General features: G+C 64.5%; 18 protein-coding genes and 1 pseudogene. 6 read left to right on the top strand and 13 right to left on the bottom strand.

Features of this window, described 5'->3' with window-relative positions:
* Positions 1-76 precede the first annotated feature (76 nt).
* On the bottom strand, positions 77-1,747 hold the full coding sequence (locus tag EO094_RS12750; RefSeq protein ID WP_246008495.1) for a formate--tetrahydrofolate ligase: 1,671 nt from the start codon (positions 1,745-1,747) through the stop codon (positions 77-79).
* Between the two features lie 281 nt (positions 1,748-2,028).
* Between EO094_RS12750 and EO094_RS12745 the strand changes: the two genes are divergently transcribed.
* Positions 2,029-2,964 carry a GlxA family transcriptional regulator gene (locus tag EO094_RS12745; protein WP_128293379.1) on the top strand — a complete coding sequence of 312 codons (936 nt, stop codon included), beginning with the start codon at positions 2,029-2,031 and terminating at the stop codon, positions 2,962-2,964.
* A 9-nt stretch (positions 2,965-2,973) separates the two neighbouring features.
* On the opposite strand, the gene EO094_RS12740 is transcribed toward EO094_RS12745, so the two are convergent.
* Entirely contained in the window at positions 2,974-3,792 is an 819-nt protein-coding gene (locus EO094_RS12740) for a DUF1194 domain-containing protein (protein ID WP_128292637.1), read from the bottom strand.
* 680 nt (positions 3,793-4,472) lie between these two features.
* Between EO094_RS12740 and EO094_RS12730 the strand changes: the two genes are divergently transcribed.
* Positions 4,473-5,156, top strand: a complete 684-nt coding sequence (locus EO094_RS12730; RefSeq protein WP_205649908.1) for an HAD family hydrolase — start codon at positions 4,473-4,475, stop codon at positions 5,154-5,156.
* 44 nt (positions 5,157-5,200) lie between these two features.
* On the opposite strand, the gene EO094_RS12725 is transcribed toward EO094_RS12730, so the two are convergent.
* The 7 genes and pseudogenes from EO094_RS12725 to EO094_RS12690 form a co-directional block, all read right to left on the bottom strand.
* Positions 5,201-5,539 (bottom strand): chorismate mutase, encoded by a 339-nt coding sequence (locus tag EO094_RS12725; RefSeq protein WP_128292635.1) that lies wholly within the window; start codon positions 5,537-5,539, stop codon positions 5,201-5,203.
* A 52-nt stretch (positions 5,540-5,591) separates the two neighbouring features.
* Positions 5,592-5,846 carry a type II toxin-antitoxin system HicB family antitoxin gene (locus EO094_RS12720; RefSeq protein WP_128292634.1) on the bottom strand — a complete coding sequence of 85 codons (255 nt, stop codon included), beginning with the start codon at positions 5,844-5,846 and terminating at the stop codon, positions 5,592-5,594.
* A gap of 320 nt (positions 5,847-6,166) precedes the next feature.
* Complete coding sequence (locus tag EO094_RS12710) at positions 6,167-8,683, bottom strand: GcvT family protein (RefSeq protein WP_128292632.1); 2,517 nt, start codon at positions 8,681-8,683, stop codon at positions 6,167-6,169.
* 145 nt (positions 8,684-8,828) lie between these two features.
* Positions 8,829-9,550: pseudogene (locus EO094_RS12705) on the bottom strand (di-trans,poly-cis-decaprenylcistransferase).
* Positions 9,551-9,579: 29 nt separating this feature from the next.
* The gene (locus tag EO094_RS12700) at positions 9,580-9,999 is read right to left on the bottom strand and encodes a winged helix-turn-helix domain-containing protein (protein WP_128292631.1); all 420 of its coding nucleotides are present in this window, start codon (positions 9,997-9,999) and stop codon (positions 9,580-9,582) included.
* Positions 9,992-10,603 carry a hypothetical protein gene (locus EO094_RS12695; protein WP_128292630.1) on the bottom strand — a complete coding sequence of 204 codons (612 nt, stop codon included), beginning with the start codon at positions 10,601-10,603 and terminating at the stop codon, positions 9,992-9,994. The genes EO094_RS12700 and EO094_RS12695 overlap by 8 nt, the downstream gene beginning before the upstream one ends.
* Positions 10,604-10,695: 92 nt before the next feature.
* Complete coding sequence (locus EO094_RS12690; protein WP_128292629.1) at positions 10,696-11,127, bottom strand: hypothetical protein; 432 nt, start codon at positions 11,125-11,127, stop codon at positions 10,696-10,698.
* A 151-nt stretch (positions 11,128-11,278) separates the two neighbouring features.
* On the opposite strand from EO094_RS12690, the gene EO094_RS12685 reads away from it, so the two are divergent.
* The 3 genes from EO094_RS12685 (at position 11,279) to EO094_RS12675 (ending at position 15,183) form a co-directional block, all read left to right on the top strand.
* Positions 11,279-12,424 (top strand): amidohydrolase, encoded by a 1,146-nt coding sequence (locus tag EO094_RS12685; protein WP_128292628.1) that lies wholly within the window; start codon positions 11,279-11,281, stop codon positions 12,422-12,424.
* A 158-nt stretch (positions 12,425-12,582) separates the two neighbouring features.
* Positions 12,583-14,064 (top strand): alkaline phosphatase D family protein, encoded by a 1,482-nt coding sequence (locus EO094_RS12680; protein WP_246008494.1) that lies wholly within the window; start codon positions 12,583-12,585, stop codon positions 14,062-14,064.
* Positions 14,065-14,244: 180 nt separating this feature from the next.
* Positions 14,245-15,183, top strand: coding sequence for an alpha/beta hydrolase (locus EO094_RS12675; protein WP_128292627.1), 939 nt, complete (start codon positions 14,245-14,247; stop codon positions 15,181-15,183).
* 15 nt (positions 15,184-15,198) lie between these two features.
* Here the strand turns inward: EO094_RS12675 and EO094_RS12670 are convergent, their stop codons facing one another.
* The 4 genes from EO094_RS12670 to EO094_RS12655 all read right to left on the bottom strand — a co-directional run bounded on the left by EO094_RS12670 (position 15,199) and on the right by EO094_RS12655 (position 17,971).
* On the bottom strand, positions 15,199-15,909 hold the full coding sequence (locus EO094_RS12670; protein ID WP_246008493.1) for a DUF938 domain-containing protein: 711 nt from the start codon (positions 15,907-15,909) through the stop codon (positions 15,199-15,201).
* A 22-nt stretch (positions 15,910-15,931) separates the two neighbouring features.
* On the bottom strand, positions 15,932-16,867 hold the full coding sequence (folD, locus tag EO094_RS12665; RefSeq protein WP_128292626.1) for a bifunctional methylenetetrahydrofolate dehydrogenase/methenyltetrahydrofolate cyclohydrolase FolD: 936 nt from the start codon (positions 16,865-16,867) through the stop codon (positions 15,932-15,934).
* Between the two features lie 249 nt (positions 16,868-17,116).
* Positions 17,117-17,287, bottom strand: a complete 171-nt coding sequence (locus tag EO094_RS12660) for a DUF1328 domain-containing protein (RefSeq protein WP_092809512.1) — start codon at positions 17,285-17,287, stop codon at positions 17,117-17,119.
* Positions 17,288-17,404: 117 nt separating this feature from the next.
* On the bottom strand, positions 17,405-17,971 hold the full coding sequence (locus EO094_RS12655; protein WP_128292625.1) for an NUDIX domain-containing protein: 567 nt from the start codon (positions 17,969-17,971) through the stop codon (positions 17,405-17,407).
* Positions 17,972-18,159: 188 nt separating this feature from the next.
* Here EO094_RS12655 and pepN point away from each other — a divergent pair, with 188 nt between their 5' ends.
* Positions 18,160-20,853: an aminopeptidase N gene (gene pepN, locus EO094_RS12650; RefSeq protein WP_342772738.1), complete on the top strand. Its 2,694-nt coding sequence runs from the start codon at positions 18,160-18,162 to the stop codon at positions 20,851-20,853.
* Positions 20,854-20,914: the final 61 nt, after the last annotated feature.

The following is a 20,914-nucleotide window of genomic DNA, read 5'->3' as shown; positions in this document are numbered from 1 at the left end:
CCTTCCCTGAGATGATCGTTTCTTGTCGTTCTTCCTTGTGGCTGGTGCGGTGTCCGCACCAGCCGCTTTAAAAGCTTCAAAAGAGACCTTCGATCAACCCTTCTGCGTTCAGGCGGATCTTTTCTGCCGCCGGCTCCTTCGGCAGGCCTGGCATGGTCATGATCTCCCCGCAGATGGCGACGACGAAGCCTGCGCCGGCCGACAGCCGCACCTCGCGCACGGGGACGGTATGACCCGCCGGCGCGCCGCGCCGATGCGGATCGGTGGAGAAGGAATACTGCGTCTTCGCCATGCAGACGGGAAGATGGCCGAAACCCTTCTCCTCCCACTCGGCAAGCTGCGCCAGAACCGTCTCGCTCGCAGCGACATGCGCGCCGCGATAGATGCGCCGCACCACCGCCTCCATCTTCTTGAAGAGCGAGAGGTCGTCCTGATAGAGCGGCGAAAAATCCGCCGTGCCGCTGTCGGCGAGCATCACCGCCTCGCGCGCCAGATCCTCGATGCCGGCCGACCCCTCTTCCCAGTGCCGGGCGACGATCGCCTTGGCGCCGAGCTCTCCCACATAGGCTTTGACGCAATCGATCTCGGCCTTGGTATCGCTGGTGAAATGGTTGATCGCGACGACCGCCGGCACGCCGAACTGACCGATATTCTCAAGATGCCGACCGAGATTGGCGCAGCCGCGTTCCACCGCTGCCACATCTTCGCGGCCCAGATCTTCCTTCGCCACGCCGCCGTTCATCTTCAAGGCCTTGATGGTCGCAACCAGCACCACCGCATCGGGCTTCAATCCCGCCATCCGGCACTTGATGTCGAAGAACTTTTCGGCACCGAGATCGGCCCCGAAGCCCGCTTCCGTCACCACGTAATCGGCGAGTTTCAACGCCGTCTTGGTGGCGATGACGGAATTGCAGCCATGGGCGATGTTGGCGAACGGTCCGCCATGCACGAAGGCCGGGTTGTTCTCCAGCGTCTGCACCAGATTGGGCTTCACCGCCTGCTTCAGGAGCGTCGCCATCGCCCCGTCGGCCTTCAGGTCGCGCGCCGTCACCGCGCTCTTGTCGCGGCGATAGCCGACGATGATGTTGCCGAGCCGGCGCTCCAGATCCTCCAGATCCTCCGCCAGGCAGAGAATGGCCATGACTTCCGAGGCGACGGTAATGTCGAAGCCCGTCTCGCGCGGATAGCCGTTCGCCACGCCGCCCAGCGAACAGACGATGTCGCGCAGCGCCCGGTCGTTCATGTCCATGACGCGCCGCCAGGTGACCCGGCGCGGATCGAGATCCTGCTCGTTGCCCCAATGGATGTGGTTGTCGATCATCGCCGCCAGCAGATTGTGAGCGGTCGAGATCGCGTGGAAATCACCTGTAAAATGCAGGTTGATGTCTTCCATCGGCACGATCTGCGCATAGCCGCCGCCGGCCGCGCCGCCCTTCACGCCGAAGCAGGGTCCGAGCGAGGGCTCGCGCAGGCAGATCACAGCCTTCTTGCCGATGCGATTGATGCCGTCGCCGAGGCCGACGGTGGTCGTCGTCTTGCCTTCGCCGGCCGGCGTCGGGCTGATGGCGGTCACGAGAATGAGCTTACCGTCTGGCCGCTCGTGCAAGGATTCGATGAAAGGGGTGGCGACCTTGGCCTTGTCGTTGCCGTAGGGCTCCAGAAATTCTGCCGGAATACCAAGCCCTTCGCCGATTTCCCAGATTGGCCGGCGCGCAGCCGCCCGCGCAATCTCGATGTCGCTCTTCAAAAGTCTTCCCCTTTGCCTGTCTGCCTCGTTTGATCGAAACGGCTTTGCCTCAAAAGCAAGGAAAGCCGCCGGCGGGCGCGTCATGCCATTGTCACGCGAGCAAAGACCTACTAGCGTTTCCAATCTGGGCCAATGGCCCGTTTGCGACATAGGCGCTCGACCTGATCGGTCGGTGGGAGGTGCCATTGCACGGACCGTCGGTGAAAGAAAAGCCGAACAAGCCTGTCTCACCGGCGTCCCGGACGCATCACTACGCCTTTTTCCTGCTGCCGAACTTTACGATGCTCGCCTTCGCGATGGCGGTCGAGCCCCTGCGCATCGCCAACCGGATGAGCGGCCACGCCCCTTACCGATGGAGCGTCATCACGCTCGACGGCACCCCCGTTGCGGCCTCCAACGGCATTGCGGTGAATGCCGACATGTCGCTCAAGGAAGCGAAGGAGCGGGCGCGCACGGACGACCGTCCGGACTTCGTCTTCGTCTGCGGCTCGCTCGGCGTGGAGCGTTTCCACAACCGCGAGCTCAACAGCTGGCTCGGCACGCTCCACCGCCAAAAAATCGGCATCGGTGCCCTCGACACCGGCGCCTGGGTGCTCGCCGATGCCGGCCTCCTCGACGGCAAGCGCTGCGCCATCCATTGGGAATCGCTGCCCGCCTTCCAGGAGCGGTTTCCGGAAGCCGAAGCCTACGCCGATCTCTTCGAAGTCGACGACAACATCTCCACCTGCGCCGGCGGCACGGCTGCGCTCGACATGATGCTGCATCGCATCGGCATCGATCTCGGCGACACCACCGTCACCAAGGTCTGCGAACAGGCTCTGACGGACCGCATGCGCGGCTCGCAGGACCGCCAGCGCCTGCCTTTGCGCGCCCGCCTCGGCCTGCAGAACTCGAAACTTCTCTTCATCATCGAGTTGATGGAAGCGAACGTCGCCGAGCCCCTGTCTCTGCTCGACATCGCCCGTTACGCCGGCCTGTCGCGGCGCCAGATCGAGCGGCTCTTCCGGCGCAATCTCGGGCGCTCCCCGGCGCGCTATTATCTGGAAATCCGGCTCGACCGCGCGCGCCATCTCCTCATCCAGTCGGACGTGCCGATCGTAGAAGTGGCCGTCGCCTGCGGCTTCGTCTCCGCCTCGCATTTTTCCAAATGCTACCGCGAGCTCTACGGCCGCTCGCCGCAACAGGAACGCCAGGGGCGCGAGAAGCCGATGGCGTAGCCCGTCGCCTCAATAATCGTCGTTCATGCGCCGCCAGCGCATCCACATTTTTTCGCCGATCATACAATCGACACGTGGAGCGTCCTCCACCTTCTGCACAAAGGGCTTTGCCGGCCGGTAATCGGCGATCTCCAACAGCAGTTTTTGGCGGATGGCCGTCGAAAACTCGCTGACATCGCGGATTGGCAATGCGAAGGCGCCGGTGCCGCCGATGACGCAATCCTCGTAATAGGCGTCGAGGTTCGGGATCGACATGAAGCCGCGGCCGCTCGACCCTTTCAGGAGGATCGGCAGGCCGTTGATGATCACCCCTGCGGCCACGAGCCGGTCGCGCTCCACCGTCACCGGCAGGCCCTGATTGTTGGGTCCGTCGCCGGACACGTCGATCACCCGGCGCAGCCCCGCATAGCCGTTGTCGTCGAAGGCGGAGAAAGAAAAGCCGAGCGCACCGGAGATGGAGGTGCGGCGCAGGCGGCCGGTCGTCGTCGTATCGAGCGCGTGCGCAAAGGCATGGGCGGTGGGCGCATCTTCGATCAAGGTCCAGGGCACGATGACCTCTTGCAGGCTCGAGCCCGCCCATTCGACATAGGTGACGGCGATGCGCCCCCAGCCGCCGGAACGGATGGCTTCAATCACCTCCGGATCGCGGAAGGCGGCGACATAGCCCGCGCGCTGAAACACCTGCTCGTCGTAATCCATCGACCAGGAAACATCGACGGCGAGCACGAGTTCGAGATCGACGGGCGTGTCCTCGGCCGCAAAGGCCCGCATGCCCGCGCCGGCCAGCGCAAGTGTCAGGCACAGAGACAGGATCGGACGAGGCCGCATGCAAGAAGCATCCGGCATCGGTCGCGTCCGTCCAAATCACATTTGCCGGATGGGGGTCAGTGGAAGCTGCCCGGCCAAGGTGTAATACGGCTCCCCTAGAGCGAACTGCACGAGATCATGTGCCCAACCCTCTGACACTGCGTGGTAGTCGGCATACGAAGGGGTGGGCCGGCATTCACATTTATCGATGGGCCACCGCGGTATTCGAACCTCGGCATTCGTCCATCTGACTTTCCGCATTGATATGTCAGGTAGTACCAGCTGATGATACCGGAGCCATCATCGATGATGAGCCCACCACGGCTGCTATGGCTGTCGAGAACCTGGTAAGGTCCGCCGCAGGTGGCAGCAGCTTTCCTTAGACAGGCGTCCGAAGAGCCGGAGCATTTTGCTTGATGAACTGGCTGACCAGACGGCCCTGGAACCGTCGACTGCGTCGATGTGCACGCCGCCAAGCCGAGCGCCGACAAAAGATGTAGAAATCGCATGCACAACCCCAATCATCAAATACTCTGGTTCGGTCGACAGAACGCATCAACAGCTATAACCTAAAGTTGTTAATCGCTTGCTTTTCGCGTCGATCAGCGCATGGCTGCTAATGCCTGAGCCTCCGACCGATTGACGTGATCGCTTATCGCCCTCTTTCCCCTGCAGCGCCCCTCCCCCCAAGCGAGCGCAGCATGGAGATTTCCTTGTCCAACGCCTTCCTCTTCGATCTCGACGGCACGCTCGTCGACAGCGTCTATCAGCACGTTCTCGCCTGGCGCGAAGCGCTCGACCATGAAGGCATTGCGCTTTCCGTCTGGCGCATCCACCGCAAGATCGGCATGAGCGGCGGGCTCTTCACCCACCAGCTCCTGCGCGAGATCGACAAGGATGTCGGCCCGGATATGGCCGAGCGGCTGCGCGTTCTGCATGCGGAGGCCTATCAGCGCCTCGTGCATTCGGTCGTGCCGCTGCCCGGCGCCTCGGAGCTTCTCAAGACCTTGAGCGAGCAGAACCTCCCCTGGGCGATCGCCACCAGCGGGCGGATGGAGACGGCCGGTGCGAATTTGAAGGCGCTCGGCGTCGACCCCGACACAGCGACCGTCGTCACGCGCGACCAGGTGCGCCACGCCAAGCCCGATCCGGATCTCTTCGTGGAAGCCGCCCGCCGTCTCGATGTCCCGATCGAACGCTCGATCGTCGTCGGCGATTCCATCTGGGACATGCTGGCGGCGGCGCGCTGCCGGGCACTCGGCGTCGGGCTTCTTTCCGGCGGCTACGGGCAGAACGAGCTCGAACGCGCCGGCGCGCTCCGCGTCTATGAAGACCCGGCCGACCTCCTCCATCACCTCGACGAGGTCGCCTCGCGCTCGACTTAAGGGTGGCTCGGCGTCGCCGGCATACGGCGGCCGATAGAAGCGCTCTAGGAGCTCTTTTCCGCGGCCGCTGACCGGTGCCGGTCCCAGACCTCGTGCTCATGGTCGATCGAGCGATCGATCAGTTCGCGCCAGACCGGCTCGGCGATCTTCTCCGAGAGCCCTTGCGCGCGGGCTTCCGCAAGCACCTTCGCGACGACATCCTCGATCCGCCAGGGCAGCCGAACCTCATCGGCGCGCGGTTTGATCCGCCCGGCGGCTTCGATGTATCGCTGGCGTTCGGCCAGGAGCGTCACGAGGATCCGGTCCAGCCGGTCGATCTCGGCGCGCACCTCGTCCATCGTGGTGCAGTCTTCGGGGGGCGTCTGGGCGGTCGGAAAGGTCATGGCGCCCTCTCTACAGCCACCCGAGAAAGCCCGGCAAGACGCTTTCGCCGCCCTATCCCCTGAGCCTCTCATTGTTCGGATCGAACGACACGGTGAGATTGCTTCGACCGGCCCCGGGCTCAGGCAAGCTGCGACCTAGGCGTCTGCACTCCTCGATCCATTCCACGATCGCCAGCTGCGTGTTCCTCAGCGCCTCTTCGGCGCTCGCGCCATCCGACATGCAGCCTGGAAGATCAGGGACACGCCCGACAAAGCCGCCTCCATCCTCGTTCGACAAGGGAGCAATCACGATCGCGTAGTCAGTCATGCCCATTTTCCCTGTTGGCAGACCAATACCGGTGAGCATCACAAAGGCTCACCAGATGCCGTATGTAAACGGGCTTTATCGGCCGTCTTGCCGGCACGGTCAGGATATCAGGTAGCGCAGGAGAAGAAATCTTGTAGTGACTGCCACTTGTCGGAGGCACAATGACAAGCCCGTGCTCCGCACAAACCCGCATAATATCCGTCATCTGCCAATCCGCTCGCGGATTGGCTCTCATCTTCTCAAGCAGAGACCTCTTCCGAACCATACCCCATGGTGATGCCGGAAGATCACCTCAAGTCAATCATATATTGTGTCTCAGACTATCCCCGCAATCTCTCATTGTTCGGGTCGAACGGGCTCTCCTCGATGATCGTGACACGCTTGCGCTCGCCGAGAATCTGGATCTCCAGCTCGCCGCCGAGATCGGCCTCTTCGGGGCGGACCATCGCAAGCGCCAGCGAGGCACCAAGCCGCCAGCCATAGCCGCCGGAGGTGGCGCGGCCGACGAGTTCGTCGGTTCCCGGCTTGAAGATCGGCTCGGAACCTCGCGCATCGGCATCAGTGACGCCCGACACCTCCATCGTCACGAAGGTCCAGCGGTCGCCCTTCTCGCGCGCTTCCACGAGCTGGTCGCGGCCGATGAACTGGCCCTTGTTGGGATGCACGAAGCGGTCGAGGCCGCTCTCATAGGCGGTGTATTCGATCGACAGCTCGCGCGGGATGAGCCGGTAGCTCTTTTCGAGCCGCATCGTATCCATCGCGCGGATGCCAAAGGGCTTGATGCCGAATTCTTCGCCCGCCCGCATAAGAAGGTCGAAGATCGTGTTCTGCATCTCGATCGGATGATGCAGCTCCCAGCCGAGCTCGCCGACGAAATTGACGCGCAGCGCATGCGCCTGGGCAATGCCGATATTGACGAAGCGACCCGACAGCCACGGGAAGGCGGCGTTGGAGAGATCCGCATCGGTGAGTTTCTGCAAAAGCTCGCGCGAGCGCGGGCCGGCGACGACCAGAACCCCCATCTGCGTCGTGATGGGACGCAGACGGACCGTCCCGTCCATCGGCGCGAGCTTCATCAAAACATCGTGGTCGTGGCGCTCATAGGCGCCCGCGGAGACGAGATAGAAGCGGTCCTTCGCCCATTCGTAGACGGTGAATTCGGAGCGCACGCCACCAGACGGCGTCAGGAGATGGCAGAGCGCGATGCGCCCACGTTTCTTCGGAATGCGGTTGGCAAAAATCGTCTCGAGCCAGGCACGCGCGCCCGGTCCCCAGACCTCGATCTTGGCGAAGGCCGACATGTCGAGCACGCCGACGCCGTTCGTAACATTCTTCACCTCTTCGCCGACGAAGGGGAAATAATTGGAGCGGCGGAAGGACCAGCGCTCACGGATCTTTCCCGTATGGTCGGCGGGCGGATGGTTGTCGTTCGTCAGCGTGTCGTCGACGTCGAGCTCTTCGGCCGGCACTTCATAGCCTGCCGGCGCAAACCAGTTCGGCCGCTCCCAGCCATAGACGGAGCCGAAGACCGCCCCGAGATCGGCCATGCGCGAATAGCACGGCGCGGTCTTCAGGGGCCGGCCCGCCGCCCGCTCCTCGTCGGGATAGTGCATGGTGAAGACGTTGGCGTAAGCCTCTTCGTTCTTCGCCTTGAGATAGCCGCGTGAGGCATAGGGGCCGAAGCGGCGCGGATCGACGCCGGTCAGATCGAGCGAGGGTTCACCTTCGACGATCCATTCGGCGAGCTGCCAGCCGGCACCGCCCGCCGCCGTCACGCCAAAGGAATGCCCCTCGTTCAGCCAGAAATTCTTCAGATCCCAGGCCGGACCCACCATCGGCGAGCCGTCAGGCGTATAGGCGATGGCGCCGTTATAGACCTTCTTCACGCCGACCTCGCCGAAATAGGGCACGCGCGTGATCGCCGTTTCCACATGCGGCATCAGCCGGTCGAGATCTTCCTGGAAGAGCTCGTATTCGGAATCGGGATCGGGTCCCTCGACATAGCAGACCGGCGCGCCTTTCTCGTAAGGTCCAAGCAGAAGGCCGCCCGCCTCCTCGCGCATATACCAGGAGGAATCGGATTCTCTCAAAACGCAGAGTTCGGCGCCGCCGCTCCGGCGGAATTCCTGGATCGCGGGGATGGGCTCCGTCACGATATACTGGTGCTCCACCGGGATGACGGGGATTTCGAGACCCACCATCTCGCCGGTCTTGCGCACGAAATTGCCCGTGGCGGAAACGACATGCTCGGCGTGGATGTCGCCCTTGTCGGTCTTCACGATCCAGGAATGGTCCGGCTGCTGCTCGAGTCCCAAAACGGTCGTGTAGCGGTTGATCTCAGCGCCCAGATTGCGGGCCCCGCGGGCGAGCGCCTGCGTCAGATCGGCCGGCTGGATATAGCCGTCATCGGGATGGGCGATGGCGCCCAGGATCCCGTCGGTGTCGACGTAGGGCCAGCGCTCCTTGATCTCCTCGGGCGTCATCTCGACGACGTTGACGCCGATCGTGCGCGCCACGCCCGCATAATATTGATATTCGTCCCAGCGGTCCCTGGTGCGCGCAAGACGCACATTGGAGACTTTGCGGAAGCCGGTATCCATGCCGGTCTCTTCCGCCAGCTCCTGGTAGAAGCGCACGGAGTATTTGTGGATCTGGCCGACCGAGTAGCTCATGTTGAAGAGCGGCAGGAGGCCGGCGGCGTGCCAGGTGGAGCCGGAGGTGAGCTCGCGCCGCTCCACCAGAACGACATCCGACCAGCCCTTTTTCGCCAGGTGATAGAGGGTCGCAACGCCCACGACGCCGCCCCCGATCACCACCACGCGCGCTTTGTCCCGCATTCCCCGCTCCCTTGAAGTCCCGATCCTCAAAGATGAGCTTAGGGCGCGTCATCGCGCGATCATGGCTCTTCCGCGACACGCCGTAATCTCTGTGAGGCACGCGGGCACGCGCGGCGAGAATGTCGGCTCGCGAAATGTACGGATTTCAGGCGGCGGAGCGGTCTTCGACCGCCTCACCCGGCAGGCCTCCGAAGCGGCGCTCGCGGCGATGGAAGGCAGCGACGGTCTCGGCGAGATCGCCGGCCGCAAAATCGGGCCACATCACCCCGGTGAAGGCGAGTTCGGCATAGGCGCATTCCCAGAGGAGAAAATCGCTTAAGCGTTTTCGCCGCCGGTGCGCAAAAGGAGATCGACGTCGGGCGATGCTGCGGCTCCCGACATTCGGCTCGCGATCGCTTCCTCGGAGATGTCGCCCGCTGCGGCGCAGTTTCTTGCGGCCTCGGCGATCGCCCAGCGGGCGGAATAATCGAAGGCGATGCGCAAATGGAGTTTTCGGCCCGCCGCCGTCGCCCGCTCCGCCCTCGATATCGCGGCGCCAAGCCCGAAGGGAAGCCGGTCTCGCCGCCCGATCACGGAGAGCCGGACACCGTTTTCGACGAGTTCGTCCACCTCGCCGGCGAGATAGTGCCGCAGAAGCTGCATCAGCGCCGCCACTTCCGCCTTCGGCCGGCGCCAATTGTCGCTCGAAAAAGCGTAGAGCGTCAGCGTGCCGATGCCTTCCGAAGGGGCGGCGCGCACCACCCGGCGTACCGTCTCGATGCCAGCCTCGTGGCCGACTTTCCGGGGAAGGCCGCGCGCCGTCGCCCATCGTCCGTTGCCGTCCATGATGATGGCGACATGAAGTCTGTCGTCGCGATCACTTTGCATTACAAAGCCTCCTGGCAAAAAAAGAGAAATCAGGCGAGCTTTGGCCGAAGCCGCCCCTTCGCGTCCTCGGCATCGACGGGCTCTCTCTCCTCATCCGCAGCCCCCGTCGCACCCGCAGCATCGCGCACGACCCGCTCCAGAACCGCGAGATACTCCACGAAACGGCGGCGCCCCTCTCCCGTCATGCGGCAGGTGGTGAGCGGGCGCTTACCCTCGAAGCCCTTGTCGAGACGCACGAGCCCCGCCTCTTCGAGCACCTGCAAATGCCGGCTCAGATTGCCGTCCGTCAGCCCGCAGAGTTTTCTGAGATCGGCGAAGGCAAGGCCTTTCGGATGCGTGGCGAGCGAGGTCAGAACGCCGAGCCGCGCCTTTTCATGGATCACCCGGTCGAGCCCTTCATAGGAATAGGGCGCAGCAGGCGGGGCGGACGTGCCCTTCGTCTCAACCATCGGCCTCTCCCGGCGCGAAATAGAGGATCGCGGCGATCGCCACCTGTCCGACCGAAAAGGGAATACCCATCATCCAGGGCGACAGATGCGGGCCTTCGCTCGCAAGCGCCAAGACGACGAAGCCCGAAACGAAATACCAGACACCGGCGAGGTGGATGCCGCGCGGCAGCGACCGTGCCGAGGCGAAGACCCCGAGACTGACGAAGACGAGCCACAGGCCCGGCAGCATCCACAGGGCCTGCGGCGCGACGCGCGCGATGGCGAGCGTCAGAAGCGCTCCCGCCGCGCCCGCCGGCAGAAATTGCTGCACGGCATTGTAGAGCATCGCGTCGGCGAGCCCGGCATGATGGCGCCGGGTTCGCACCGCCATCTCCACGCCGATGATGATTGCCGAAATCATGGCCGTGGCGATCCAGCCGCCGAAAAAGGCGATGGGGTTCGCAAGCGGTGCGCCGATCAGAGCCTGCTGCGCCGCCGCCATAAAAAAGGCGAGCACCCCGGTCGTGGCGAGCGCGCCCGGCCCAAAACCACGAAACGCCGTCGCCGCCGCCATCTGGTTGCGGATCTCATCGATATCGGCGAGGGCCTTTTGAAGGTCGCGCACCAGCGGCTCCGATTAACTCTGCAATGCAAAGTATACGGATTTGCAAAGTGGCGCAAGTTCGACCTGTCCGCCGGCCATTCGGCGCGCCAGACTTATTCGGCGAGTTCGACCAAAGCGCGCTCGATGTCTCTGTCGGAGATGACCTCGACCTCCTCGAATTCACGCAAGCCCGCCTCCTGCGTGAACTGGAACTGCAGATCGGTGAGTTTTTGCGTGCACGCCTGGTCCTCGGAGGCACGCGCCGTCGTCACACGAATCTTCAGGACGCGGGCGATGCCCGCCGTCTCGCTTTCCCCCTCTCCGACCGCTTCCGCCGTCGCGACCTGGCAAGGCTCCGGCGCCGTGATCAGGCCGCGCACGCGAAGCGTCGCCGGGGAGGAATCGGGCGTGTCCTCCAGCGTCGCCTGAACGCTCGTCAGTTCGCCGACTTCATGCGCCCCGCTGAGGTTCGACTGGGCCGCCGCCCATGCCGGAAACATCGCCATGGAAAGGCTCAAAAAGGTCGCGGCTGCGGCAGGCTTCATTCTGATCTCCGAACTTGTTCTCATGCGCGCAAGGTGGCACGCCTCAAAGGGTCGTGCCACCTTGCGCCCTGGCACGCCGAACGGGCGAGGGTCTCCAACGTTCCCTCGTCCGCCGCTCTCGCCTCGTCTTTTTCAGCCTCCGGACACGTCCATGCCCCTCTCCAATCGCGACATCGTCGAACTGACGGAATGGCGGCGAAAACTCCACCAGCGCCCCGAAATCTCCGGCGAGGAGGAGAAGACCGCCGCGGAAGTCGCCGCCTTCCTTGAACCGACGACACCCGACCGGCTCATGAGGGGGCTCGGCGGGCATGGGCTCGCGGCCTTCTATGAATCCGGCCGGCCCGGCCCTACGCTCATGTTCCGCTGCGAGCTCGATGCACTGCCGATCGTGGAATGCACGGAAGCGCCGCACCGCTCGGAGATTTCCGGAAAGGGCCATCTTTGCGGGCACGACGGGCATATGGCGATCCTTGCCGGCGTCGCCCGCGGCCTTGCCTGCCGGCGCCCCGAAAGCGGCCGCGTCATTCTCCTCTTCCAGCCGGCGGAAGAGACAGGCGCGGGCGCGGCCGCCATCCTCGCCGATCCGCGCTTTGCCGAGATCGCGCCCGACTTCGCCTTCGCGCTCCACAATTTTCCGGGTCTCCGCCTCGGCCATGTCGCCCTGAAGGACGGCGCCGCCGCCTGCGCCTCGCGGGGCATGAAGATCACCCTCACCGGTCGCACCGCACATGCCTCGCAGCCCGAGACCGGCCTCTCGCCGATGCCGGCCATCGCACGGCTGATGCCGGAGCTGACGGCTCTCGCGGCGGGCGGCGCGCTCGTGGAGGATTTCTCGCTCGTCACCATCACCCATGCGGCGATGGGCGAGCCGGCTTTCGGCATCGCTCCCGGCGAGGCGGAGATTTTTGCGACGCTCCGCACGCTTCAGGACGCGCGCATGGAGGCGCTCGTCGCCCGCGCCGAGGCGCTGGTGGCGGAGATGGCAGGCGCTTTCGGCCTCTCCTTCGACATCGCCTATGAGGACGTCTTCTTCGCCTCAGACAACGATCCCGACGCGGTTGCGCATCTCCGCGTGGCACTCGACCATGAGCGGATCTTCCATTCTCCCGGCGAGCCGATGCGCGCCTCGGAAGATTTCGGGCGTTTCGGCGCGAGCGCGAAATCGGCCCTCCTCTTCCTCGGCGCCGGCGAGACCCATCCGCCCCTGCACGATCCCGAATACGATTTCCCGGACGATCTCATCGCCATCGGCGCGCGCATCTTTCTGCGCACGGCCTATGACATTCTGGGCTGAGCATCGGGCTCCCGCGCGACGATGGCGCCGTTGACAGGCGCACGCAGCGTTTTACCACGGTCACCGCGTAGCCGCCGAGGTTCCATGCTCGATTCGTCCGTGACATCTGCCCGCGCGACGGGCACGCCGAAAACAGGCGCGCCGAAAGACGACACCCCATGACCGGCCGCGTCCCAGACATGGCCGACAATGCCGAATTGCAGCGCCTCGCCGGACGGCTGAAGCCGCTTCTCTTCCTGCGCGGTATGGAGGGGGACCGCGTGCGGCTCGCCGTGCTCCTCATCCGCCCGTTCATGCCGGAGCTTCCGAACCTCGTCACACGCAACGGTGCGGTCGAGCCGGAGCTTCTCCTGTCGCGCTATGGCCTCCTCGCGCTGCGCTACACCTTCACCTTGCCGACCGGCGCCGACGTGCAGAAAGCCGCCTGGTACGAGCTCGAAGGCACGCGTTATGTCGTCAACACCGCTTATGACGGCGATCTCGCGGTCGCCTTCGTCTCCTGCAACGGCCAGGAGGAGGGCGACCGGGAACGGCCGGAGGAAAGCCGCAATGTCCTCTGGGCGCGCCTCGACGCGGCGCATGCGCGAGAGCCGCTGCATCTTCTTCTGCATGGCGGCGACCAGATCTATGCCGACGAGATCCTCCAAGCGCATCCGCTGACGCGCGAATGGGGCCGCGATCGCGGCGATCCGGGCTCCAATTCCGGCGCGGAAGTGCCGGAGGTCGTCGCCGCCCTGCGCCGGGTTTTGTTGCAGCGTTATCTCGAGCTCTACGGCCAGCCGGCTATTGCCGACATTCTCTGCCGCGTCCCCTCGCTCGCCATGTGGGACGACCACGACATCTGCGACGGCTGGGGCTCGCTTCCGGACAAGAAACTCGATTCACCCGTCGGCAACGCCGTCTTCGCGGTGGCACGCGAGCACTTCCTGCTCTTCCAGATGGGCGCCGTCGAAGGGGCCTTGCCCGAAACCTGTCTCGACCCCTCCGGCACCTCGCTCACCTGGCGCGTCGACATGCCGGGGCTGACACTGGTCGCGCCCGATCTGCGCTCGGAGCGACGGCGCGACCGGATCATGGGACCGGCGGGCTGGCGCACGCTCGCAACCGCGCTCGCCGACGCCGAAGACGGCCGCATCCTTCTGTTGTCGAGCGTGCCGGCTCTCGGACCTCGTCTGTCGCTGATCGAGGCGGTGATGCGGATCACGCCGATCGCGGAGAAATACGAGGACGATCTGCGCGATCAGTGGCAAAGCCGCACGCATCGCGAGGAATGGTGCAAGTTCCTGCGCACGCTTCTTGCCGCGCATGAGCGGGACGATACGCGCCTCACGGTTCTTTCCGGCGAGATCCATCTCGCCACCCGCGGCACGCTCGCCTCCGATACCGGCGACCTCCATCAGCTCGTCGCCTCCGGCATCACCCACCCGCCGCCGCCGAAAGCCTATGCAGCCACCCTCGGCGCGCTTGCAAGCTTCGGCTCCGCCCCCTTGAAGCAGCATCCGATCAAACTCCTGCCTCTCCCCGGCAAGAGCACGATCTACACGGCGGAACGAAACTATCTGAGGCTCGCCCGTCGACACGGCGCCTGGGAAGCCTGGTGGGAGCTTGAATCCGGGCCGACGGAAAAGCTCGTCATCTGAGGCTGGCGGCGGATCGATCCGCCGCCACGGCCCATGCGCTCGCCGGTCATCTCCTATGCCGGGCCGGGTTTTTCCTCGCGGCGCTCCGGAACCCACCTAAATCCGACCTGACAGCCGACGCTCGGCAGCCAGAGGCAGCGCCTCTGCGCCAGGCGCGTCGGCAGACAGGAAAGGACGAACATGCCCATCGATCCGCAAGTCGAAAAAGTGCTCCAACGCATGGCAAAGGCCGGCGGGCCGCCTCTGCACACAATGAGTGTCGCGGAGATGCGCGCCACCCAGGGCGTGCTGCAGCACACATTCGGCGGCCCGATCATCGATATGGCGGAGGTGAGAGACGTGGCGGCCGACGGGCCGGCCGGGCCGATCAGGCTCAGGCTCTACACGCCTCACGGCGTCGACGAGACCGGACCCGCGATCATCTATCTGCATGGCGGCGGCTGGGTGCTCGGCACGCTCGACACGGCCGACACCCTCTGCCGGCGCATGGCCGATACCGCCCGCTGCCGGATCGTTTCCGTCGATTATCGCCTCGCCCCGGAAAACCCGTTTCCGGCGGGCCCTGAGGATGCGATCGCCGCCACGCGCTGGATCGGCGCCCATGCCGGCGAGCTCGGCATCGATGCGAACCGGATTGCCATCGCAGGCGACAGCGCCGGCGGCAGCCTTGCCGCCGTCACGACGCTCGCGCTTCGCGAAGACACGCCGAAGCTCGCCTTCCAGGTGCTTCTCTATCCTGCGACCGACAACAGCGAAGCCTCCAATTCGCGCCCCTCGCGCATCACCAATGCCAAGGCGCCGCCGATCACGCTTGAAGACATGATCGCGCTCGTCCGCAACTACCTGCCCGATGCCGAGGCAGGCCTTGATTGGCGCGCCTCGCCGCTTCTTGCCGAAGACCATCACGGCCTGCCGCCAGCCCTCATCGTCACCGGCGGTCACGATCCCCTGCTCGATGACGGCGCGGCCTATGCGCAAAAGCTCCGCGATGCCGGCGTCGAAGTCCTGCACCGGCATTTCCCCGGGCAGGTCCATGGTTTCATGGAGCTCGGCGGCGTCGTCGATGCCGTCGGCGAGGTCATGGAGACGATCGCGCTTCTCGCCAGGCAGCGCTTCTAGGAGAGCTCGCCTGGCTCAGCGCCCGTAGACCAGAATGTGGTTGTTCGCCGGCATCTCGATCTTGTCGAGCGGCTTCAACCCGTTCGCGCCGGCAAGGACGCAGAGCGCCTGCACGTCGCGCAGGCCCCATTCCGGGTTCGCCGCCCGCAATTGCGCGTCGAACTCGGCATTGCTTTCGCTCATCGCACCGTCATGGGCGAACGGGCCGTAGATGAAGAGCAGGCCGTCATCGGCGAGATAACGGCCTGCCCCCGCCATCAGATGTCCCGACACGGCGAAAGGTGTCACATGCAGGATGTTGATGGTGAGGATGGCAGCAAGCTTCGCCGGCGGCCGCCCCGTCGCACCGCCCTCTTCGCCGAGCCGCCAGGTCTCGCAGAGATTGAGATCGACGACGTCGCGCAGATTGGGCTGCGGGTCGAGCGCCGCCCAGGCGGCAATGCTCGCCCGGTGCATGGGCTCTCTGTCGGACGGCCAGAAGGTGAGATGCGGAAAGGCTTTGGCGAAGCCCACGACATGCTGGCCGGAGCCGGAGCCGACTTCCAGAACATCGCCTGAGCGCGTCTCCAGAAACGGCGTCAGCGCCGCGCGGATCGGCACATGGTTCTTGTGGAACGAGCGCGTGTCGAGGCGTTTGTCGCCCGCGGCCACGGGGCTCGTGCTTTGACGGCCAGGGATGAAATCGGTCATCTCCGGAAAATAGAGAAGGCCGGCGGCCACGGCCATACGGCCCGCCGTCGCGGCAGGCTCAGCCCTGAAAGATTCCCGCCCCGATCTCCGGGCGTCCCGCCTTCCTCGATGCCGCGATCACGGTATTCGCCATCAGCATGGCGATCGTCATCAGCCCGACGCCGCCCGGCACCGGCGTAATGGCGCCAGCGACGTCCGCGGCCTCGTCGAAATCGACATCGCCGACGAGCCGCGTCTTGCCCTCGCCCTTCTCTGGTGCGGGAATGCGGTTGATGCCGACATCGATGACGGTCGCGCCCGGCTTAACCCAATCGCCCTTGATCATCTTCGGCCGCCCGACGGCCGCGACCAGAATATCGGCGGAGCGGCAGACAGAGGGCAGATCGCGCGTCCGAGAATGGGCGATCGTCACCGTGCAGTTCTCCGCCAGAAGCAAATGCGCCACCGGCTTGCCGACGATGTTGGAGCGCCCGACGACGACGGCATTGAGCCCGCTTAGATCGGGCGTGACCGATTTCGCCATGACGAGACAGCCGGCCGGCGTGCAGGACACGAGCGCTTCATCGGCCGAGCCCGACACGAGACGGCCGACATTGATCGGCGAAAGCCCGTCGACATCCTTGTCAGGATCGATGGCGGCGATCACCGCCTTCTCTGAAATATGCTTCGGCAGGGGAAGCTGCGCCAGGATGCCGTGGATCTTCGGATCGGCATTGAGCCGCGTGATCAAGGCGAGAAGCTCGGCCTCGCTCGTTGCCTCCGGCAGGCGATGCGTCTCGGAATGGAAACCGCATTCCTCCGCCTTCAGACCCTTGTTGCGGACATAGACCTGGCTTGCCGGATCCTCACCGACGATGACGACCGCAAGTCCCGGCTTCACGCCAGTTTCCGCTTCGAGCTTTTCGCGCGCCGCCTTCACCTTGTCGATCGTCTGCGGTGCGATCACCTTGCCGTCGATGATGTGAGCTTTGGGGCGCGCTTGGGGCTCGGACATATGCTTCTCCGTCAGGATCGCGCTCAAGGCGCGTGCGGGCCTGATAGCGTGCACGGATCGCAAGCGCAAAGGGGCCTTTCGGCGATGTCCGCAGAGCTTTGCCGAACCTCAAACCAAGGCCGACGCACAAAAGTGAGAGACAAAGAAAAAGGCCGCCGCCGTTTTGCCGGCAGCGACCTGTCTGGTTTTCCGCCCCGATCTGAGGATCTTGGCGAAGATCCCGAGCGGGAGATTTGGCTCAGGCGAGCGTCAGATGCGACGCCCGCGGATGCCGCCGAAGATGGCCGAGATAAGGAAGAGGACCACGGCGACGAAGAAGATAATCTTGGCAATGCCCACAGCCGTGCCGGCAATACCACCAAATCCAAGAACCGCAGCAATCAGCGCGATCACGAGAAAGGTTAATGCCCAACCGAGCATGACAAACTCTCCTGTCTACTGCGCCAATTGGCGCTTTCGGGACAGATAACGCGCAGGAACCTGTTCGGTTCAATTGCACGCTTGAAAAAGTTTGCTGCCTCGCAAGAGGACGAGGTGTCACAGACCGCGTAAAAGCAGCGCCTGAGCCAGGATCAGCGTTTTGGCGTCGTTGATCCCCGCTTCCCGCACGAGAGCGAAAAGCCGATCGAAGGAGATCTCCACGACCTCGATCGCCTCGCCTTCCTCGTCCTTGCCGCCACCTGCGTTCTTGCGGTCCTCGGGCCGATAGGGCGCCAGAAAGAGATGCGCGAGTTCCGTGAGACAGCCGGGAGCCGGATAGACGCTTGCGACATGTTCGGCCTTGCCGAGCGTCACGCCGAGCTCTTCTTCCGCCTCGCGCAGGGCCGCTTGCTCGGGCGTCTCGCCCGGATCGATGATCCCGGCGCAGGCCTCCATGATGAAGCCGCCTTCGGGGCGCTCGGCGAGCGGCGCGCGCCATTGCCGGACGAGAAGAACTGTCCGGCGTTCGGCATCGTAGGGAAGCAGGCTCGCCGCATCGCCATGGTCGATGACTTCGCGCTTGTGCACCTCTGACGAGAGCCCCGTCACCGTCAGTTCGTCCATCCGGTTCCAGCCGTCATAGACGCGGCGACGTTCGACGATTTCTGGCAGCGGTTTCTTCATGGCGGTCCGAGGCTCGGCTATGAACGGAAGGAGACTTTTGCCGCGGCATGGACGATTGCAGAGAGGCCGGCAAGGGCGAAAGCCGGAAAAGGCGCAGCAAATTCCGCGAAATCGCAGGCAAACCGCGGTTTCCTGCCTTTTCGTCGGCTCATTTCACCTCTACATCGGCAACGAGATGCAAGGAGCCTATGATGCAACGTGAGGGCGCCGCAGTGGTGCGGCTCGAAGATTACCGACCGACCGATTACGCCATCGACACCGTCGATCTCGATTTCCGCCTCGATCCGACGGCGACCCAGGTCACCGCTTCTTTGGCGCTTCGTCGCCGCGAGTCCTCAGATGCTGAAGCCAAGCAGCCACCTCTCGTTCTCAATGGCGACGGGCTGAAACTGAAGCAGGTCTTCGTCGATGGCCGCACGCTCAGCGCCGACGAATACGAAGCGACGCCCGACCGCTTCACGCTCTCCACACCGCCGCACGAGCCCTTCACGCTCAAGATCGTCACCGAGATCGATCCGGAGAACAACACGGCCCTGATGGGGCTTTATCGCTCGAGCGGCGTCTACACGACGCAATGCGAGGCGGAAGGCTTCCGTCGCATCACCTATTTCTACGACCGGCCCGACGTGCTCGCCGTCTACACCGTGCGCATGGAAGCGCCGCGGGCGGCGACGCCCATCATGCTCTCCAACGGCAATCTCATCCAAAGCGGCCCGGTGGAAGGCACCGACCGCCATTATGCCGTCTGGCACGACCCGTTTCCGAAGCCGTCCTATCTCTTCGCCCTCGTCGCCGGCGACCTCGGCTCCATCCACGACGAATTCGTCACCGCATCCGGCCGGCGCGTGCGCCTCGGCATCTTTTGCGAGCACGGCAAGGAAGAGCGCTGCCGCTACGCCATGGATGCGTTGAAGCGCTCTATGCGCTGGGACGAGGAAGTCTTCGGACGCGAATACGATCTCGACGTCTTCAACATCGTCGCCGTGTCCGATTTCAACATGGGCGCGATGGAGAACAAAGGTCTCAACGTCTTCAACGACAAATACGTCCTCGTCGATGCAGAGACCGGAACGGACATGGATTACGCCCATGTCGAAGGCGTGATCGCGCACGAATATTTCCACAACTGGACCGGCGACCGCATCACCTGCCGCGACTGGTTCCAGCTCTGCCTCAAGGAAGGCCTGACCGTCTTCCGCGACCAGGAATTCTCCTCCGACATGCGTTCGCGCCCGGTGAAACGGATCTCCGACGTGATCGGCCTGCGCCAGGCGCAACTCCCGGAAGATGCCGGCCCGCTCGCCCATCCGGTGCGCCCGACCGCCTACCGCGAGATCAACAACTTCTACACGGCGACCGTCTATGAAAAGGGCGCCGAAATCTGCCGCATGCTGAAGCTCGTCCTGGGCGATGAAGGCTTCCGCGCCGGCATGGACCTTTATTTCGAGCGCCATGATGGCGGCGCCGTCACCATCGAAGATTTCATCGCGTGCTTTGCCGATGCGACCGGCAGAGATCTCACCCAGTTCTCGCTCTGGTACCACCAGGCCGGCACGCCGAAAGTGACGCTCCGCCACGCTTATGATGCGCAGAGCGAAACGCTCTCTCTCAGCCTTGCCCAGGAGCTGCCGCAGACGCCGGACAACAAGCCGAAAGAGCCGCAGCTCATCCCGCTGTCCTTCGGTCTCGTCGGCCCCGACGGTCAGGATCTCTCCTGGGAGGACGTCGATGCCCCGGCCGGCCTCGGCGATGGCGGCAAGGAGGCGCTCGGGCGCGGTCTCATTCTTCTCACCGAGAAGGAAGTGAACCTCACCTTCCGCGGCGTGCGTGCCGAAGCCGTCCCGTCGGTGCTGCGTGGATTTTCGGCGCCCGTGCATCTCGAGGCGGATCTCACCGACGACGACCTCTTCTTCCTGGCACGCCAGGACACTGACGCCTTCAACCGCTGGGAGGCGCTGCAGAGCCTCGCCCGCCGGGCAACCCTCTCAGGCTATCAGGCGCTGTCGAGCGGCGGCACCGCATCCTTCGATCCAAGGCTTGCGGCGGCCTTCGCGGAACTTGCCGAGAACACCGATTTCGACCCGGCCTTCCGGGCGCTCGCCCTCGCCTTGCCGTCGGAAAACGAGATCGCCCAGTTGATCGCCAAGGATGTCGATCCCGACATCGTCTACGAGACGCGGCAGGCGCTTGCCGGCTTCATCGGCGAGAAGTCGGCCGAGCGCATCGTCGAGGCGGCCAAGCGCGAACCGGCAATGCCGGCCTATTCGCCCGATGCCGACAATGCCGGGCGCCGCGCCCTCACCTTCGCCGCCTGGCGCTATCAGATCGCCGCCGGCAAGGCGCGCGGACAGGACGAAGGCGCGCAGGTGCGCAAATCCTTCGAGACGGCGACCAACCTCACCGAGCGTCTCGCGGCGCTGAGGCTTCTCGTGCACGAGGACCTCACCGGCGCCTCGGCCGCGCTCGACGCCTTCTTCGAGCGCTACCGCGACAATCCTCTCGTCCTCGACAAATGGTTCGCCGTGCAGGCGATGCAGCCCGGCCACGAGACGCTGAAAAAGGTCGAGGGGCTCACCCAAAATCCGGCGTTCTCCTGGAAGACGCCGAACCGGGTCTATTCGCTGGTGCGCACCTTCGGGGCCGGCAATCCGACGGCCTTCAACCGTCCAGACGGCGCCGGCTATCATTTCCTCGCCAATGCGATCGCCGATCTCGACAAGAGCAATCCGTCCGTCGCCTCGCGGCTCGCCACCTGCTTCCGCAGCTACGGGCTGCTCGAACCGGGGCGCCGAACGCATGCGGAGGCCGCCTTGCGGGCGCTCGCCGACCGTCCGGACCTCTCCACGGACGTGGCCGATATCGTCATTCGCACGCTGGGGTAGGAGCCGATCTCCCTGCGGGTCTGGACAATCTGATTCGGTCAGATTCAAATGAGGTGATTCG

It is taken from the genome of Afifella aestuarii (assembly GCF_004023665.1).
In the GTDB taxonomy this organism is placed as follows: Bacteria; Pseudomonadota; Alphaproteobacteria; order Rhizobiales; family Afifellaceae; genus Afifella; species Afifella aestuarii.
The sequence above is the reverse complement of the archived record's forward strand: the minus strand, read 5'-3'. Positions and strand labels throughout refer to the sequence as shown.

What these genes read in the sequence shown, in the direction of transcription:
- EO094_RS12745 (WP_128293379.1), top strand. Translation starts at nt 2,029, where the DNA reads ATGCTCGCCTTCGCGATGGCGGTCGAGCCCCTGCGCATCGCCAACCGG.
- EO094_RS12740 (WP_128292637.1), bottom strand. Translation starts at nt 3,792, where the DNA reads ATGCGGCCTCGTCCGATCCTGTCTCTGTGCCTGACACTTGCGCTGGCC.
- EO094_RS12730 (WP_205649908.1), top strand. Translation starts at nt 4,473, where the DNA reads ATGGAGATTTCCTTGTCCAACGCCTTCCTCTTCGATCTCGACGGCACG.
- EO094_RS12725 (WP_128292635.1), bottom strand. Translation starts at nt 5,539, where the DNA reads ATGACCTTTCCGACCGCCCAGACGCCCCCCGAAGACTGCACCACGATG.
- EO094_RS12720 (WP_128292634.1), bottom strand. Translation starts at nt 5,846, where the DNA reads ATGACTGACTACGCGATCGTGATTGCTCCCTTGTCGAACGAGGATGGA.
- EO094_RS12710 (WP_128292632.1), bottom strand. Translation starts at nt 8,683, where the DNA reads ATGCGGGACAAAGCGCGCGTGGTGGTGATCGGGGGCGGCGTCGTGGGC.
- EO094_RS12700 (WP_128292631.1), bottom strand. Translation starts at nt 9,999, where the DNA reads ATGGTTGAGACGAAGGGCACGTCCGCCCCGCCTGCTGCGCCCTATTCC.
- EO094_RS12690 (WP_128292629.1), bottom strand. Translation starts at nt 11,127, where the DNA reads ATGAAGCCTGCCGCAGCCGCGACCTTTTTGAGCCTTTCCATGGCGATG.
- EO094_RS12685 (WP_128292628.1), top strand. Translation starts at nt 11,279, where the DNA reads ATGCCCCTCTCCAATCGCGACATCGTCGAACTGACGGAATGGCGGCGA.
- EO094_RS12680 (WP_246008494.1), top strand. Translation starts at nt 12,583, where the DNA reads ATGACCGGCCGCGTCCCAGACATGGCCGACAATGCCGAATTGCAGCGC.
- EO094_RS12675 (WP_128292627.1), top strand. Translation starts at nt 14,245, where the DNA reads ATGCCCATCGATCCGCAAGTCGAAAAAGTGCTCCAACGCATGGCAAAG.
- EO094_RS12670 (WP_246008493.1), bottom strand. Translation starts at nt 15,909, where the DNA reads ATGGCCGTGGCCGCCGGCCTTCTCTATTTTCCGGAGATGACCGATTTC.
- folD (WP_128292626.1), bottom strand. Translation starts at nt 16,867, where the DNA reads ATGTCCGAGCCCCAAGCGCGCCCCAAAGCTCACATCATCGACGGCAAG.
- EO094_RS12660 (WP_092809512.1), bottom strand. Translation starts at nt 17,287, where the DNA reads ATGCTCGGTTGGGCATTAACCTTTCTCGTGATCGCGCTGATTGCTGCG.
- EO094_RS12655 (WP_128292625.1), bottom strand. Translation starts at nt 17,971, where the DNA reads ATGAAGAAACCGCTGCCAGAAATCGTCGAACGTCGCCGCGTCTATGAC.
- pepN (WP_342772738.1), top strand. Translation starts at nt 18,160, where the DNA reads ATGATGCAACGTGAGGGCGCCGCAGTGGTGCGGCTCGAAGATTACCGA.